General features: G+C 51.2%; 16 protein-coding genes and 1 riboswitch. Of the genes, 5 read left to right on the plus strand and 11 right to left on the minus strand.

Going from position 1 to position 17,362, the window contains the following annotated elements; genetic code table 11:
* Positions 1-153: 153 nt before the first annotated feature.
* Both KNP04_RS04880 and galE read left to right on the plus strand, forming a co-directional pair.
* Complete coding sequence (locus tag KNP04_RS04880; protein ID WP_214874864.1) at positions 154-1,398, plus strand: hypothetical protein; 1,245 nt, start codon at positions 154-156, stop codon at positions 1,396-1,398.
* A 13-nt stretch (positions 1,399-1,411) separates the two neighbouring features.
* Positions 1,412-2,428, plus strand: a complete 1,017-nt coding sequence (gene galE / locus KNP04_RS04885; protein ID WP_214874865.1) for a UDP-glucose 4-epimerase GalE — start codon at positions 1,412-1,414, stop codon at positions 2,426-2,428.
* A gap of 14 nt (positions 2,429-2,442) precedes the next feature.
* On the opposite strand, the gene KNP04_RS04890 is transcribed toward galE, so the two are convergent.
* The 5 genes from KNP04_RS04890 to KNP04_RS04910 form a co-directional block, all read right to left on the minus strand.
* Entirely contained in the window at positions 2,443-2,742 is a 300-nt protein-coding gene (locus tag KNP04_RS04890) for a hypothetical protein (RefSeq protein ID WP_214874866.1), read from the minus strand.
* Positions 2,743-2,909: 167 nt separating this feature from the next.
* Positions 2,910-4,094, minus strand: coding sequence for an alpha-amylase family glycosyl hydrolase (locus tag KNP04_RS04895; RefSeq protein ID WP_214874867.1), 1,185 nt, complete (start codon positions 4,092-4,094; stop codon positions 2,910-2,912).
* Positions 4,095-4,176: 82 nt separating this feature from the next.
* Positions 4,177-5,100, minus strand: coding sequence for an LCP family glycopolymer transferase (locus KNP04_RS04900; RefSeq protein WP_214874868.1), 924 nt, complete (start codon positions 5,098-5,100; stop codon positions 4,177-4,179).
* Between the two features lie 104 nt (positions 5,101-5,204).
* Positions 5,205-6,050, minus strand: coding sequence for a YihY/virulence factor BrkB family protein (locus KNP04_RS04905; RefSeq protein WP_214874869.1), 846 nt, complete (start codon positions 6,048-6,050; stop codon positions 5,205-5,207).
* 72 nt (positions 6,051-6,122) lie between these two features.
* Positions 6,123-7,079, minus strand: a complete 957-nt coding sequence (locus KNP04_RS04910) for an LCP family glycopolymer transferase (protein ID WP_214874870.1) — start codon at positions 7,077-7,079, stop codon at positions 6,123-6,125.
* A 431-nt stretch (positions 7,080-7,510) separates the two neighbouring features.
* Here KNP04_RS04910 and KNP04_RS04915 point away from each other — a divergent pair, with 431 nt between their 5' ends.
* Both KNP04_RS04915 and gnd read left to right on the plus strand, forming a co-directional pair.
* The gene (locus tag KNP04_RS04915) at positions 7,511-7,723 is read left to right on the plus strand and encodes a hypothetical protein (RefSeq protein ID WP_214874871.1); all 213 of its coding nucleotides are present in this window, start codon (positions 7,511-7,513) and stop codon (positions 7,721-7,723) included.
* A gap of 42 nt (positions 7,724-7,765) precedes the next feature.
* A complete protein-coding gene (gene gnd, locus KNP04_RS04920) occupies positions 7,766-8,668 on the plus strand; it encodes a phosphogluconate dehydrogenase (NAD(+)-dependent, decarboxylating) (RefSeq protein ID WP_353047914.1) in 903 nt (300 codons plus the stop codon).
* Between the two features lie 34 nt (positions 8,669-8,702).
* On the opposite strand, the gene KNP04_RS04925 is transcribed toward gnd, so the two are convergent.
* From KNP04_RS04925 to KNP04_RS04950, 6 genes are all read right to left on the minus strand, one after another.
* Entirely contained in the window at positions 8,703-9,317 is a 615-nt protein-coding gene (locus KNP04_RS04925) for a flavodoxin family protein (RefSeq protein ID WP_214874873.1), read from the minus strand.
* Between the two features lie 109 nt (positions 9,318-9,426).
* A complete protein-coding gene (gene pelG, locus KNP04_RS04930; protein WP_251129828.1) occupies positions 9,427-10,929 on the minus strand; it encodes an exopolysaccharide Pel transporter PelG in 1,503 nt (500 codons plus the stop codon).
* Complete coding sequence (gene pelF / locus KNP04_RS04935; RefSeq protein ID WP_214874874.1) at positions 10,871-12,289, minus strand: GT4 family glycosyltransferase PelF; 1,419 nt, start codon at positions 12,287-12,289, stop codon at positions 10,871-10,873. The genes pelG and pelF overlap by 59 nt, the downstream gene beginning before the upstream one ends.
* The gene (locus KNP04_RS04940) at positions 12,286-14,130 is read right to left on the minus strand and encodes a DUF2194 domain-containing protein (protein WP_214874875.1); all 1,845 of its coding nucleotides are present in this window, start codon (positions 14,128-14,130) and stop codon (positions 12,286-12,288) included. The genes pelF and KNP04_RS04940 overlap by 4 nt, the downstream gene beginning before the upstream one ends.
* Positions 14,127-15,041, minus strand: a complete 915-nt coding sequence (locus KNP04_RS04945) for a hypothetical protein (RefSeq protein ID WP_214874876.1) — start codon at positions 15,039-15,041, stop codon at positions 14,127-14,129. The genes KNP04_RS04940 and KNP04_RS04945 overlap by 4 nt, the downstream gene beginning before the upstream one ends.
* Positions 15,038-16,264 carry a nucleotidyl cyclase domain-containing protein gene (locus KNP04_RS04950; RefSeq protein WP_214874877.1) on the minus strand — a complete coding sequence of 409 codons (1,227 nt, stop codon included), beginning with the start codon at positions 16,262-16,264 and terminating at the stop codon, positions 15,038-15,040. The genes KNP04_RS04945 and KNP04_RS04950 overlap by 4 nt, the downstream gene beginning before the upstream one ends.
* A gap of 75 nt (positions 16,265-16,339) precedes the next feature.
* A riboswitch (cyclic di-GMP riboswitch) is annotated at positions 16,340-16,426 on the plus strand.
* 40 nt (positions 16,427-16,466) lie between these two features.
* Here KNP04_RS04950 and KNP04_RS04955 point away from each other — a divergent pair.
* Positions 16,467-17,324: a glycoside hydrolase family 191 protein gene (locus tag KNP04_RS04955; RefSeq protein WP_214874878.1), complete on the plus strand. Its 858-nt coding sequence runs from the start codon at positions 16,467-16,469 to the stop codon at positions 17,322-17,324.
* Positions 17,325-17,362 lie beyond the last annotated feature (38 nt).

The raw sequence follows: 17,362 nt of genomic DNA on the forward strand, positions 1-17,362 counted from the left end.
AAAATTCCCGCAGATAATATTTAAAATGACAATACCAAAACAGTATAGCAAAATTTTCATCGGTTGATGACCCGTTTTTAAAAAAATGGGTTTTTTGACATGTAAATCTGCTAAACTTTGAAAGGAAGAACTTAACAAAGGAGGAGACCCCTAGTGCATGTAAGTGAGCGCCTACTCCAGCTGTACGCCACACTCGACCGACAAACACGAGACATCGTCCAGCAACATATTGAAGAAAATTTAGCAGACGGCAAATCGCTTGCCGCCTCTTATCATGAACTGACCAGAGAAACGAATGATTCACTCTCCGTTGAAGAAAAGTCAGCTACGGATTTTTCGAACTGGTTGAAAGAAGGAAAGACGGACGTAGACCTTTTGACCTATTACGTCTCTGTGTTAGAGAAGAGCGAGATGCTTCAATCTGAGAGAGTCATGCCAAAAACTTCGAAGCCAACACCACAACCTGTTTCCGAACCAATCGTCCCTAAGGCGGTGGTTGCACCGTCTCCCGAAAAAACGACAGAACCGGAAATCGAAACATCCGCTGAAGCGACATCACCGAAACAGCGTTACGTCCCGGAGTCGACGATCCCTTCACGGACGGAGCGTATGAAATCCCACCGTGAAATCAAACCGGCACGTCCACGTCGAAAGAAAAGTCGTGGTTGGTTGATTGGCTTACTCGCCATCATTCTTTTATCCGTCGGTGGGTATGCGGCTTATCCGATGGTATCTGACCTCATCACATCATCATCGACACCGACTGTCACGGAAGAACCCGTCACACCAGAAGCTGAACCGGTCGCCGAAACGAATGCACTCGAAGAAGTGTGGATTGGCGTCAAAAATGCCCCGCTCCTCAGTGAGCCGGACAGTGAGAACGTCGTCTACGTCGCCGATATCGGGGACCGTTATGACGTTATCGAAGAACGAGACGATGCGCTCTTGCTTGACCTTGGCTTAAACGAGCTGACAGGCTGGGTGTCACGCGATGAGGTCGTCACCAAATGGCCGGCTGCCTCCATCAGTGATGCTGACGTATTGGACTGGTTGTCGACTTCCGTCAATCAAACGTTGTTTGACGAATCGCCGGAAGCTTACTTCGAGATGGACGAGAATGAATTGGTCGGAAACGTCGGTACCGCAAGTGGCTTCGACTCGGACGCCTTACACGAGTATCTCGTCTACCCTGGTCTCTTCTTCACGATGAAGAATGGGCAAGTCGAGGCAATCGACTGGTCGAATACGGATCAGACGAAAGAGACGTTCCTCGAGCTCGGTGAACCGACGTACGAGACCGAAGACGGTGTCGTCTATGAAAGTGACACCTATTCACTACGGCTCTTCGTGGGCGAAGACGACTCGACGCGCGTTCGTCTGACGAAATTAGACAAATAAAGGAGTATTCCATATGACTCAAACGATTCTTGTGACGGGTGGTGCCGGCTATATCGGTACGCATACCGTCATCCAATTACTTGAAGCCGGACACGAGGTGATCGTGCTCGACAACTTGTCGAACAGCAGTCGCGAGGCACTGAACCGAGTCGAGGCGATGACCGGGAAAGACGTGACGTTCTATCTCGGTGACATTCTCGACCGTGCGCTACTCGAACAGATTTTCTTAACACATACAATCGATGCGGTCATTCACTTCGCTGGCTTAAAAGCTGTCGGGGAGTCGGTGAAAGAGCCGCTCCGCTACTACGAAAACAACGTCGTCGGCACGACCGTCCTGTTAGAAGTCATGCAGGCGTTCGATGTGAAACGGATCGTCTTCAGTTCGTCGGCAACCGTATACGGGATGCCGGAACGGACACCGATTGACGAGTCGTTCCCACTCAGCGCGACGAACCCGTATGGCCGATCGAAACTCATGATCGAAGACATCTTACGTGACGTCGCCGTCGCCGACTCAGAATGGAGCATCGCTCTCCTTCGTTACTTCAACCCGATCGGGGCACATCCGTCTGGTCAGATTGGTGAAGACCCGTTCGACGTGCCGAACAACCTCATGCCGTATATTACGCAAGTCGCTGTCGGCAAGTTGAACGAATTGAGCGTCTTCGGTGACGACTATGACACACCGGACGGAACAGGCGTACGAGACTATATTCATGTCGTCGACCTCGCATCAGGTCATTTGCAGGCGCTTGACTACGTCATGGATCAAACCGGTGTCGAGGCGTTCAATCTCGGCACTGGAACTGGCTATAGCGTCCTTGACCTCGTCCGCGCGTTCGAACAAGAGAGTGGCAAGACGGTGCCGTACAACGTGACGGACCGTCGCCCTGGTGACATCGCCACGTGTTTCGCGGACCCGACGAAGTCGAAACAGATGCTCGGCTTTGAAGCGAAGCACGACATTCGTGACATGTGTCGCGATGCCTGGAACTGGCAGTCGAACAACCCGAACGGATATAACTAAAAAATCAGCTGGCGTCAGAACGATTGTTCTTCCGTCAGCTGATTTTTTTGATTCGTCTTTCCTTTTCGTGACATCAGCCCGAAGTCGATGACCACAACGAGCAAGGCGACTGCAATAAATTTCCATACATCGACTATCATGAATTTCTCCCACACATACCCAAGCATTGTGAAGCCGAGGAAGGCCGCATAGAAACTCATCCGCCACCACGTCCGATACACGTTCGCACGCTCTCGGTCCAGTAAATAGAAGATAAGGTATGCGCCAAAAGCTAAGAATAAAATCGCGATCATCCAGTATAGAAATGATTGCATCGTCAACCGAAACATCATGAAAAAGAAAGATGAATCCATTGGAAATCCGCTCCTTTGATGACTGACTCTTGATGTGTACAAACTTCCTACTCTTCCATTTTCCACCTATTTTTGATATGAGTCAATACACCTATGAACAGAAGTTCATTTTTGAACCAAAAGACCTATTACCGTACCCATGCATATCCATACGGAGACAATCGAATATGCTCGACCGGCTCCCCTGTGAACAAGTTCGTGCCTCGAACATCCAATTCAACCTCATTTTCACTCACGTTCGTGTAGAGGCGCACCGTACGTCCTTCAGCCTCACGCTCGACGGCGAACACGTGCGGATCGACGTCTATGATCCGTTGGGTCGCATAAGGTGACAATGCTGGCTCTGTCCGTTTCACGTTGAGTTGCCCCATGATTCCTGAGAAACGATTCAGTCGTATCTCGTCTTTCTTCAGTGATTGGACGAGCTCTTCCTCATCTGTTGGACCGTTCACCCCAAAGAGTGTCCGATAGTCGATGGACGGGATCCCTTGAAGCGAAAACAAGATACTATGGGCCGCGAGGAGCATCGGTCCGTGGTCGTCTAGTAGATTCTTTTCGAATGGGTCGCGTTCGGCGCTCGACAAGAAATGGAAGTACGTCTTCCCTTCAGGCGGTGCCGTCATCTTCCGTGCCCAATCGGTCAGTCGTGTCGCTTTCCCTTGCGCGAGTGCGAGGATCACATGACTCGCAAGATCAAAATGACAGACGGCGTCCACGACATCGAGATATGATTCAGCCTCGTCGAGCGCGTCTTCCGCGAGAATGAGTTGACCGTTCGGTTTATAGTGGTGCAACACGATATGCCAGAGTCTAAGCACGTCCTTCACTTCTTCACGCGTCATCCCACGGAACGACTGGGCATGGATTCGAACTTTCGTCGCTCCATAAGCGAGGCGCTCGATGAGTGCGTCCGTCTCGGCAAGCAGGTCGAATTGCTCCGCATTGTAGGCGACCGGGTCGAGTTCATACATGAGTTGGAAGTCGTCGCTCAACTCCCCTAAATCCTCATACAATCGGATGCGCGGATCGACGGCCGTGTCCGTCTGTCGCCCAATATAAGGAAAGAGCGACACGAGATGCAAGTCGCTGATCGTACCTGCGACGCGCTTGGTGAGGACATCATGGAGCGCCCCCATGTCCGGCTTCCTTTCTGTTGTGACGAAACTCGCATCGACAAGTAGGACGTTCGTCTTTTCGCTCGGTGCCTCATGGTCATGCCAGGCGTGACTCTCCCACTTATCAAATAGACGATGCCACACCTGTTCATCGCCACCCCATTTATTCAAAATCGGTTCGATTTGTTGCCAATCCATACAATTCCCTCCTTCTGTTCTCTCTACCTTTTTTCACTTCTCACCCATTTCAAAACAAAAAAGCCGTCCAACATTGGACGACTCATTCCATCAAGCGTTTCAATTCGGTCTGGATCCCGTCGAGTGACTCTGCGTCAGGGTTCCAATAATAGATACCATCCGACTCCAGTCCGCCCCCACCTTCGATGCGGAGCGTGCTTGCGTTACGGAACGCACCCATATAGTCGGTCGAGAGCGTCACGAGCTCGTTGAACTCGATGTTCGTCTTCGCCCGATTGCCGACGACGTCTAACAGATTCGTCACCTTGTCGAGCGAGAAGTCCGAGCGCCCCTTCTCGATGATGGCCGCGACGACATCGCGCTGCCGTTCTTGGCGACCGAAGTCCCCGTTCGGGTCATCGTAACGCATCCGTGTATACGCGAGCGCCTTATCTCCATTAAGCGTAACTTCACCGACCGGGAACGTATACTCGTCCGAAGTAAAGGCGAACTTGTTCATCACGGTGACACCACCAAGCGCATCGACGACTTCCGTGAACGCCTCCATGTCCGCTTCGACGACATAATCAATCGGGATGTCTAAGAAGTTCTCGACCGTGTCCATCGCCATCTCGGCACCACCGAACGCATAGGCGTGGTTGATCTTATCGCGATACCCGCGACCGACAATCTCCGTCTTCGTGTCACGCGGGATACTGAGCATCGCCCCTTCGTTCGTATCCGGGTTCAGTGTCAGGACGATGATCGAGTCACTTCGTCCTTGCTCCGTTCCTCGTCGGTCGATTCCGAGTAAGAGCACGGACACCGAGCGCTTCTCTTCAATCGTCTCGACCTGCTTACGTTCTGGACTGATCTGTAAGTTGTCATTCACTTTCGTCACCGTGTCATTGACCTCATCGACCATCGACCAGACGAATAGGCCACCTGCGACAAGCATGAGTGTCAGTACGCCCGCTGTGATCCCAAGTATCCATTTCCACTTTGATTTCTTCTGATGTTTCGCCATATCGGGCCACCTTCTTCCGTAAATTCAGTTTGTATATCTTTTCCCAGACTGCACATTGGATTATAGCATGTCTCCAAAAAATGCTAATCATTTCTTTCCAGTTATCACGGAAAATGTGTCTTCGTCGGTGTCCGGTACATATGATGTGGCCAGGCGGCATTGATTTCTGCCCCAATCAGCATCGTCGCCGCCGTCAAATAGAGCCAGATTTGAAGTAAGATGACGACGCCGATCGTGCCATACGTGTCCCCAAGAATCGAGAAACGCTCGACATAGACACTATAGCCTGTCGAAATGAGTTGCCAGGAGATGACGGCAAAAACAGCACCCGGTAACGTCTCGATAAATCGGACTCGTTGCTGCGGAGCGATCATATAGAAGAATGAGAACGCAAAGACCAAGATAATTGTCGAGACGGTATAGCGCGTGAGCGTCGAGAGACGATCGAACTCTTCCACCTGAGGATAGAGCGCATACAACAAGTCGATAAATTCCTGTCCGAAGACATGGAAGACAACAAGAATGACGGCACCGATGCTACCGGCAAGGATTGTTAAGAGTCCGATCAAACGACGCCATACATAGCCACGCGCCTCCGTCTCCCCGTAAGCGAAGACGGTTAGTTTGACGAGACGGGCCGTCCCGTTCGAGGCAGACCAGAAGGCGATGATGGCACTGACCGACACGAGACCGCTATTCAAGTTGCCACTGACGTCGTAGACGATCGACAACAGTTCCCGAACGCTCGAACCTGGTACAAGCGTCTCGATTTGTTCGATCAACAATGCCTCATCGATCTTGAACCACGCCATGACGGCGAACAGGACGAAGAACATTGGGAAGATAGCGAGAAACCAAAAGAAGGCGAGCGTGGCGCTATAGTCGTTAATATGATGGTCCTTGAAGCGATGTCTCACATCGATGGCGAGTCGGGTCAGTCGATCGAGCACGGCCGTCACTCCTTTTTCTTTTCATTATGCCACAAACGAAAGCACCCGATTCATCCGAATCGAGTGCCGCTGTCATTGTTCCATCAATTGTCCGAGGTACGACTTCACTTCGTCGAGTGATGCCTCGTCCGGGTTCCAATAGTAGATGCCGTCGCTCTCTTTGCCGCCGCTTCCTTCGAGACGAAGAACGCTTTGGTTTTTGAAAGCCGTCATGTAGTCGCTCGAGAGCGTCCGAATGTCTTTGAACGTCACGTTCGTCTTGGCGTTATTGCCAAGGACGTCGAGCATGTTGTTGAATCGTGCAATCGAGAAGCTGTCCGTTCCTTTGTCGACGAGCGCCGTGATGACGTCACGTTGACGCTCCTGACGACCGAAGTCTCCGTTCGGGTCATCGTAGCGCATGCGTGTATAAGCGAGCGCTTCTGCCCCATCGAGGTTGACCGTCCCCGGTTCGAACGAATACTCACCCGATGTGAAAGCGAACTTATTCGTCACTTCGACGCCACCGAATAAATTGACCGCGTCTTGGAAACCTTTCATATCGACTTCCGCGACGTAGTCGATTGGGATGTCGAGGAAGTTCTCGACAGTATCCATCGCCATCTCGGCGCCACCGAACGCGTAAGCATGGTTGATCTTGTCGGTCGTCCCTTTCCCGACAATTTCCGTCTTCGTATCACGCGGGATGCTGAGCATCGCGCTCTCGTCTGAGTTCGGATTGAGCGTCATGACGATGATCGAGTCGCTGCGTCCCTGTTCGTCCGCGCGACGGTCGACCCCAAGCAGTAACACAGAGACCGGCTTCTTATCTGAGATCGTTTGTTGATTCATCCGCTCCGGGCTGAGCCCGGCCGATTCATTCAAACGGTCGACGGTTGAATCGACTTGATTATACAAATAGTAGGCCATCCCGGCTCCGATGAGCAGGAACACCCCAATCACAGCACCTGCGATGATGGCGATGCGCTTCGCGGGTGACACTTTACGACGACGTTTCTTGACTCTCTTTTTAGGCTTTTGCTCTTCCATGACATAGCACCTTTCTATCCCCGATTGACCGTAATTGACACAGGTTTCATTTTATCACGCTAAATCGACAGAGTTTTCCGTTTTTTTATAAAAGAGGTGAATATTTGTCGGACATTGTCGATTGCTCATATCGTTAGTATCGACAATGGGCTCTGAAAGTTTAATTAATTGGTATTCATGATAACATACGCATTTTTTACGAATGATTTAGCTTCCTACGACAGTACTAAGTCATTGGTCACGGTTTCGAAAGCCATTCACGTTTTTAATCGCAATTTTGAAAGAATTTTGATCTTACACTGTTTTTAATAAGACCATTTCCTTATTTTCAGAAAACATAATGGTACATCCGATTCATTTTTTGTAAAATATGTATAGATTATTAACAAAAATGTAATAGTGACCCATTTCACTTGTAAGGGGATTAATTGATGCGATTCATTGTGACGTGTTATTTAGACCAAGAACAAACTTGTGAGTTTATCGTGTACGGCAGTTCCGAGTACGATGCTTACCGAACATTTGAACAGACTCTTCAATCCCTAAATTCATTAACCGGACAAATCACACTATCAGATGGTGAATCCATCCCGGTATCACGTATCCTCGCTTATCGCGTCGACCCAATCAAACCACTCTTTTGAATCTCAATCGTTTCGGGTAACCCTATTAGGAGAACAAATCTGATAAATGGGGTGGAACGAATGGAAATCGGAATGATCGGGCTCGGGAAGATGGGGCTGAACTTGGCATTGAATTTGACGGACAATGGGCATCGCGTCTTTGGCTATGACCCGGGGAACGTCTCGACGAGTCAGTTCGAGACGAAACAGTCATTGGAAGAAGTCGTCGCTGCACTGAAGGCGCCGCGAGTTGTTTGGGTAATGGTACCGGCCGGAGACGTGACCGAGCATGTGTTGGACGACTTATATGAATCTCTCTCCCCTGGTGACATCGTCATCGACGGAGGCAACTCGAACTATAAGGAGTCGATGCGACGCGCTGACCGCTTCAAAGAAAAGCTCATCTATTTCTTTGACGTCGGGACGAGTGGCGGCATGGACGGAGCACGGAACGGGGCTTGTACGATGATTGGTGGGGATTTGGAGGCGTTCGGGAAAATCGAGCAGCTGTTCCAAGACGTCTCGACCGACAACGGTTATTTGTACGCCGGACCGAGTGGGAGTGGTCACTTTCTGAAGATGGTCCATAACGGGATCGAATATGGCATGATGCAGGCGATCGCTGAAGGGTTCGAAGTGCTCGAGAAGAGCCCGTTCGACTATGAATATGAGGACGTCGCCCGTGTCTGGAATCACGGCTCTGTCATCCGTTCATGGCTCATGGAACTGACCGAGAGCGCCTTCTCCAAAGATGCGAAGCTCGATGACATCCGTGGCGTCATGCATGCGTCAGGAGAAGGAAAATGGACGGTCGAGACGGCGCTCGAATATGACGTGCCGACACCGGTCATCGCTCTCTCGCTCATGATGCGCCAACGCTCGCTTCAAGACGACACGTTCTCTGGTAAAGTTGTCGCCGCACTCCGGAATGAGTTCGGGGGACATGCGGTGGAGAAGAAGGAGTGATCAATATGGCCTCGGCGTATGCCGAGGCCACTCTTCATTCCATCGTATTTCCTTCTGCCGGAATTGGATGTGCTTTCAACATGCGCGCGAAATGGACGAGGTTATACGCCATCGTCTTCCCGTGTGACTTCGTAAACGCATTATCGCGCCCGGCATCGATGTACGAATCGCCTGGTCCCGCTTCCCCGACCCAATACGTATCGACGTTCGGTGGCACGGTGAATCCGATATGAGATAAGGCATAGAGAATGCCGGCACATGCGTGTTTCGCCCCGTCTTCATTCCCGGTGACGACGACCCCGCCGACTTTATTGTAGTAGATCGCCTGACCTGACTTGTTCGTCAAGCCACTGCCGCCATATAACCGTTCGACCACTTGCGTCGCGACACTACTCTTCTCGCCAAGCCAGAGTGGCGTCCCGATGACGATGATGTCTGCCCCTTTTACTTTCTCGAAAATCTGTGGCCATTCATCTCCGTTCCCTTCATCTTCTGTCACCCCGAATGCGACGTTATAGTCGACGATCCGAACGATTTCCGACTCGACCCCAAGCGCATCAAAATGCGGCAAGATATCGCGAATCAATCCTTCTGTATGCGACGTCGTGTCGCCACCCTTTAACGTGCAGTTCAAAAATAGTGCTTTCATGGAATCCCTCCTCGAATAATCTCCAACAGTTACGTTTTCCCGTTCACTCTACTTCTTAATACTATAAACATGACAAAGCCGCCCTCTCACTTGAGAAGGCGGCTTTGTCTTATGATGCTGAGCGTTCGTTGAGCCATTCCCCGACACGACGGAACGTATCCGTCCGAGGAGGTGCTTCACTTCGGCTGAATGTATGGTAGTCAATCTCCGACACGTATCGAATCAATCGGATGAGCGAGAAGGCAAAGGCGATCGTACAGCCAATCGCAAAACTGAGCCCATAACTGTCCGGTCCGAGTGGAAGAAGCAAATAAGTCAGTCCCGCGTTCATCGTGATGAAGAGGGCCGATGTATACGCCGCTCCCTTATGGTCTTCAAAATACAGCAATACGAGCGTGAGGACGAGGACCATCGCATTCGAGAAGGCTCCGATCGTCGTCATTTGGAAGACGTCCCGAATTTCAGGCGAGAGCCCGAGCAGTGGGAACAAGACGGCTGCGAAGATGACGAAGAGAAGCGAGACGAGCCCTTGGTTCCGGAACAAGCGTTGCAACTCCTGTCGCAAGACGAGTAGCATTGCCGCTTTCGACCGTTGAATCTGTTGATACGTCCCGCCTTCATTCACGTACCCGTAAAACACGCGATACCGCTCATAAAAACGCGTCTCGACCGACACGACGAAAATCGTCATCGTCGGGATGATTGTCAAATACGACAAGAAGATGGCCGTGTCATAGATCGGATGGTAACGGAACGTATCAAGATGCACGCTCCCCCCTTCTGCGAACCAGATGATCCACGTCCCGACCCAGATTCCGATGTTGTAGAGGAAGCTCGTCCAAAACAGCGCAGGATATCGGTCAAAATACCGATAGAACGAGAACTGACCGACCGTGCTCCGATTTGGGAACGTGAGGAGCATCGACGTGAACAAGCCGAACAGCGTGACAATCAGACCGAGCGTCATGCTCGCCGTCAAGGCGAAACTCTTCATGTAAGACTCCGTCAAATACGACATCAAGAACTGATCGGTGATAATGATCGCCGCGACGGCGACGACCCCACCGGCGACAAAGCTATAGGCGACCGCCTGATAAAACTTCGCCGCGCTCAGGAACAAGAAGTGCACCCAGATCAAGTTGACCGTCATAAACAAGACGAACGCCAACGCGTTCAACAACGCCGGTAGCTCAGAGAACGAGAGGAAGACGGCGAACAACACCGAGGCGATGGCGACGGTCGTCTTCATCATGCCGATAAACGCCGGGAAGATGTCCTCGTACCGCTTCTCATAGAAACAGTCCGCCAAATAGCGTGTGACGACGAGCTGCTGCACGCCGAGCACGACTTGAGAGAAGATGAAGCTATACGAGACGATCAAGTTGAACGTCGTCCGTTCCTCAAGCGTGGCAATCGACAAATAACTCGTCAGCCACTGCATGAGCGCAATCGTGACGATGACGATGAGCCATGGGCCGGACGTGACGAGACCGGCAAAGGCGTACGCTTTAATACGCGAGGAAAAATAATCTTCTTGGAATAGCTGTTGTAACTTAAACCCGATGCCCGCCATATGCCGCTCTCCTTTCTTCATATAGATGTAAGTACGCATCGATGAACTGGTCGGTGCGGTAATATGTCTCGACGCGCTGTTGCCCGTTTCGTCCGAGTCGGCGCGCGTCTTCGCGGTTCTGATGGAACCAGACGCAACGTTCCGCAATTCGGCGCGGATTGACCGGTGGGACGACGAATCCGGCCGGACCGAACGGCTCGTCCGGTCGCCCGTTCACGAGTTCTGCACAGGCCCCGACGTCCGTCACGATCCACGGGACGCCTGCTGCCATCCCTTCGAGTACGGCGAGGGGTTGTCCTTCCGAGATACTCGTCAACAGATAGACGTCGAACTCTGGAAGGTGTTTGCGGATATCGACTTTCCCGACCAAGAAGACGGCTTGTTCGAGTTCGAGTTGCCGGATGAGCGCTTCACACTCGGCCGCATATTCCTTATCTTCATCGAGTGGTCCCATGATGGTCAACTCGAACGGGATGAGCATGTCTTGTAATAGCTTTGCCGCATAAATCATCGTCTTAATATCTTTGATGGGGACGACGCGGACGATGGCGCCGATGCGGAGCTTTTCTCCTCCCGCTACGTGACCGAGTGCCGACAAGCCCGTCACATCGATCCCGTTCGGAATGATGCTCAACTTCTCGACCGGTGCCCCGAGCTGACGTTGCAACTCTCCGTTTCGTTCAAACAGCGTGATGACGTCGTCCGCTTTCCGATACGCTTCCCGGGAAATATGGTGGAAGAACTGGATCCAGTGCGAACGGAACTCCGGTGGAATCCACGCCGCCTGTAACAGTTCCTCTTCCCGCTCACGCGAGTAGATGCCGTGCTCCGTCAATAAGAACGGAATGTTTTGACGCTCTTTTATCGCACTCGCGATCAATCCTGCGTAACCTGTCGACGCGGAATGGATGAGGTCGACTTGTGGCAAGTCTGCCTGGAGGAGGTCGAGTACGGGAGCATACATGCTGCGCCACATCCAAAAGTAATCGATGAACGAACCGGCCTGCCCTTCTTCTTGATAGCTCTCTGTCACGAGTTGATAGAAGAGACGGCTCGAGAAGAACTGTTCCGGTGTCCCGATTTGTGATGCTAACATCGGATAAATCGATGACTCAACGTGACCGAACGTCATCCATGTCTTGATTCGGTCACGTTCTTCTTGCGTCAACGCTTCCGGACGACGTTTCCGTGTCGCGCGCTGGTTGAGGGCGAGCGTGGTCACACCTGTGACGTTCTCCGGTAACGTATATTTATAATCCGCCTCAGACTTCGGGTTTGGCATGATCGAGATGATTTCAAACTCATGCATTGGCATTTGTTGCATCAGCATGTGCACCCAACTCGACACGCCTCCGCTCACATACGGATAACTCCCTTCGACGACAATTCCAATCTTCATGGGCGCGCTCCTTCCAATATCGGGAGACGAACAGACGTCTCTTTTAATTCGACTTGATATAATGTACCGCTCTCATCAAACGGTCTGACAGCACCAAACGCGAAACTTCCTGTGTCTAATCGTTTCCCAGGCTCGACTCGGACGAGTAGCGTCGATGGGACGGGCAGTTGCTGGGCGTTGATGTCAATCGCGTCGTTCGTGTAGGCGACGTCGATTTGCGCATCTTGATACAGTTCGTACTTCCGATATGCGTCATATTGACTCAACCCTTCGAGGTGCGGATATTTGGCATAGAGCGTCTGGAATAGACCACCGAACGACTCTTTCATGACGCCCCATCCTTTCCCTTTCGAACGATATTCATCTAACACGTCATCCGGGTGAATGAAGTGCGAGACGAGCCCGAAATTGGCGACGGCGTCGATGACGACGAACAGGTCGTCCGGCGTCTCGTTATATCCGCTCGACACGCGCGGGAAATCATATAAATTCGGATAGACCGGGTCCGGTCCGAACTCTTGGATGTAACTTCCTTTACTCGCATCCCCGCTATAGAGCCCGGCGACGATCAACCCGTCCTCAAACTTCTCGTTCAGGACGCTTAGTCCCGACTGTCCGATGATGTTCGATGGTGGGACATAGCTACGGATGCGTTCATTCGGCAAGTAATAGTCGAACGCCTCGACGACACGGTCGACGGCCGAACGCATGGCGTCTTTGCTTTCCCATTTCGCATAGCCGAGCTCGGGGTCCATCACCTCGTCACCCATGACGAGTGGTTGGTGGTTGAAGCCGTGGAGCCCGACCTCTCCGTTCGTCTGAAGCAACCCACGCCCGTATTCGAGCATCGGTGCCCGAATTTTCTCGATGAGCTGTTCGGTCGTCTCTTCGTTCGTCGCTTTATAACTGCCAATCAAGAAGCCGGAATACGTGACGTCATAATCTTCACCGATTTGTTTCATATCTTTCCACCATACTTCAGAGAAGAACTCTTTGATGGAGAGGTCGTACTCTTCCGTGATGACGGGATTCGAATAGCTCGGTACCGGTGCCGGGAAGTCGTCGAGATGGACGACCTTGATGCCCGCTTGTGGCATGACGAACGCCGGGAACAACATCGACAGCGACTGCACCATGAGACCGCGTGAGTTCTTATCGGTCAGAGACGTCGTATTCCAAAACATGACCTCTCCCTGACCGTATGAAGACTGCCATAAAATCGGTTCGCCTTTCGCCGAGATGAGAACATCCGCCTCATCCTTCAACTCAACGTCGGCGATACTATGGACGAACAAGCCAGAGTCTTGTGGCAAGTCCACATATCCAGGGAAAATTTCTTTCTCAAAGATCAGCCCGTTGACCCCATCCTTGAAGTCCCCGAAATCACTGACGCCGATAAGGTCGGCCCACTCCTGGTCGATGAAGCGACCAGCGACATAAAGGCGTCCCCCGTTCTCGACGAACGACCGAATCGTTTCATACGGCCATGACTTCGTATTTTCCCCACTGACAACGAGGACGTGCTGCGGAGAGGGCTCGATTGCGGCAATCTCCTCTGCCTCGATGGACGTATATGGCAACTTCGCGTAGTCGAGCGCGTATTTCAAGTTGTTCAAGACGGACGTCGACAAGTCGTCCTCGTTTTGATGGATATAGATTTGAGCCGGTTTTCCTTCCACTGCTCTCACCTCGCCTGCGAGTGTCGTGAACGCCTTCGGCTCATTTGCTTCTTGTGGGATGAGCCGGTGACCGTAGTCGAGTCGTAAAAACTGGACGACGACAATCATCGCGATGATCAGAGAAAACAAGGACGCGAGATACGTCGTAATCGATTTATTCATGTGTGAGCACCTTCTAACTGTTGAATGACAAAGCGATAATCTTCTGGAACGTCCCGTAGGTCGAGATGTTGATGGAGTCGGTCGAGGATTGGACGTAATGACGCCCAGTCCCCATTCGTCATATGGTGTTCAATCAATAGGATATAGCCGTCCGGCACTTCCGGATGATATAACGTCAGTGCCTCCGCCAACCGTTCCCCCGTCTCGACGTCACCTGCTTGGAACGATAGACGGGCTTTCGTGCGCAAATAGGTTTCATCCGTTGCGTCATGTTCTCCTAGTTGTTCAAGGTGGAACATCGTCCGTTGCTGGATGCGGGCTTTCATATCCTCGTCCAAGAGACCGCTCTCTAAAAACGAGACGCCCGTCTCGATGACGGGATAAATCGTCTCCGGTCGATCCGGGTTCACTTGCGCGATGCGCTGCTTGAGCATCAAATCATAACGGTCGAACAACGTGTTCCGGACGGTCGCCGCATAGTGGACGGTTTCCGTATCTTCATGCTCGAGACCTAAATGTAAGTATTCTTCTGTGTTCATAAGCGGTGTCGACATGAGTTGGGTGATCGACTGTTTCCGCTTCTTCCCGTCCATCTGTAAGGCTTCCGCCAATGGGACGAGGTCTAAATCTTCTTTTGCCTGTTGCTGCAAGCGCTCCAAGTTGACCGTGTCGAAGTTAATATATTCGTCATAATCGAGAAGCGTCTTCGACGATGCGAAGCGACGGGCAACCCCATATGCGATCAAGCCAAACAGTTCCCCGATGATCGGGACGACGGCACTGACGAGAAAAATCGAGAGCCAGACGCCCTTCTCGGTCGCATCCACTCTCGGGCGGACGACGAGACGGTAGATGACGAATAACAAGACGGCATGGAGAAGGAAGAACAGGAGAATCATCCATCCGGTCATAGGCGCTTCCCACCTTTCACATAGAAGACGTGCTCGATTCGTTCTTTGAACCGTTCCGCCGATTCGACCGGCGTACCCGGTAATAGGAAGTGAAGGACACGGTCGTCTTCGTCGTACCCGATGACATCAATCTCACGCATCGATTGACGGAGGATGAGCTCGATTTCGATGAGTGACAGGTCGACGCCTTCTACCGGGATGGTGACCGTGCTATACGGTTGGTCATATTGTTCATGGCGCAACACTTGCTGCGCGACTTTTTGTTCGAATGCGTCCATGCGGAACATGCGCGTCCCTTCGACGAGCTGATCGCTGACGAGCATCCACTCGAGCGCATCCGCTTTTTCGATTCGCGTGCCCGCCCAGTCGAGGACGAGCTTCATCATATTCATCTCGTGGCTGCGCAATCGAAGAATATCAATCTCATGGACGATCAACACTTCTTTCACCGTTCCCTCATAACAAATCGGGGCGACGAGAAGGGGGCCTTCGAGTTCATCGGCCAACCGAATCGTCGGTTTTTGGGTCTGAAACATCCGTGCGAAAATGCCTTGCTCCGAATCAATGAAGAGCGTCTGTGGCAAACGTTCGACATCCCCCGAACGGACGTGAAGACGAAGCGTCCGGCGTGACGTATCGACGTGATAGAGGGCGAGCTGCCGCGCCCGGAACACGCGTGTAAACGTCCCGATCAAATGGTCACGTACCAAGTCTGTCGCGTCCTGGTCGAGCTGAAGACCGACCTCATAGATTCTTGAGAGTGTATACGTCGAATCGAGCACCCGCTTCCGCATCTCCCCTTGTGATTCTTGGAGTTGCTGCACCGTCTGCTTCAACTGTTCGTTCTCATCGACCACCTCTTCCTGACGGATATGGAGCGACTGGTAGCGCTCACGATAAGACGTGCTGAAAACGCCGGCGCTCAAGGCGACGAAGAAGTGAAGCAAAATCCACGCGAGTTCGTTCGTATCGTAAAGGAACAAGAGTAAATCCGACCCTTCCATCAGAAGGAATGAAAAATGATATAGACTCGTCAATGCGAAACTGACGAACGCCCCGAGTAGGCCGTAGCGAAGCGAGAAGAGAAGGATATAAAAAATTAACGGGTCAATCGCCCATTCTGACAAAGAAAGACTAAACGTATAGTCCAAAATGCCGATAAGTAAAATAGTCACAATCATTTCAATCCATTTGATTGATGTGCGATGTTGGGTATAAATCATAGTGTCACTCATTCCTTTACGTGGTATTTTATTAAGTAATAGGACATTCGATGGATTGTTCGACAAAAAATTTCATATCGAGACGGGCAAACTTACTGAAAAGTAAGGGCGCAAAGACATGGGTCGTCGATCTTGTTAGATACCGATCGCCAGTCTGCAATAGCCGCGGCCGCTCTCTGATAACTATCAGGAGGGTTTTTTTATGGGTATTTTCTCAGCCAAACGAATCATTAGCATCTGTTGTGCATTCGTTGTCGGATTCGCGTTCTGGACGCCACATCAAGTGGTCGCCAAAGCGAGCAACCCGCTCGCAAACGTCGAGTCGTACAAGATTTATTACGATATGCCGAGTAAGAGTAAAATCAAAAAGATGCAACAGTATGACCTCGTCATCATCGAGCCTGTTTATTATACTGCAGCTCAAATCAAAGAGTTACAAAAATTCGGTACGAAAGTGTACGGCTACATCAATACGATGGAAGCTGACAATTGGAACGTCGATTTCATCCAACAGATGAACGAGTCGGACTTCTTCCACCGTAACGGACAACGTGTCCATTATGCAGAGTGGGATTCTTATTTGGTCGACATGACGTCGACGCATTATCGTGAATTGTTGACGCGTGAAGTAGAGAAACAAATTGTCGCCAAAGGATTAGACGGGGCGTTCTTAGATACTGTCGGCAACATCGACAACGAGCATTCAGAACAACCGACCATCTTAAAAGCACAACGTGACGGGATGAGTCAGTTCATGAAGACGATCAAGGCCAACCACCCTACCCTTTCTCTCATTCAAAACTGGGGATTTGCGACATTGAAGACGTACACATATCCATATGTGGATGGTGTCATGTGGGAGAGCTTCAACTATACGACTATTTCGAAAGACCAGTGGTCAAAAGACCGGATTCAAGAGTTACGTTGCCTCGATGCGAAATACGGCATCAAAGCGTTGACCGTGTCTTCGAAACAACGTCCGAAGAGTGCGGCATACGCGGAACAAAACGGGTTCATCCATTTCCATTCAAACGCTACGTTAGATTATAATAAATTCTGACTTTCATTTACATGATTGTACAAGTATCTGGTAGTTTC

This window comes from Exiguobacterium sp. CH10, assembly GCF_018617635.1.
GTDB lineage: Bacteria > Bacillota > Bacilli > Exiguobacteriales > Exiguobacteriaceae > Exiguobacterium > Exiguobacterium aestuarii_A.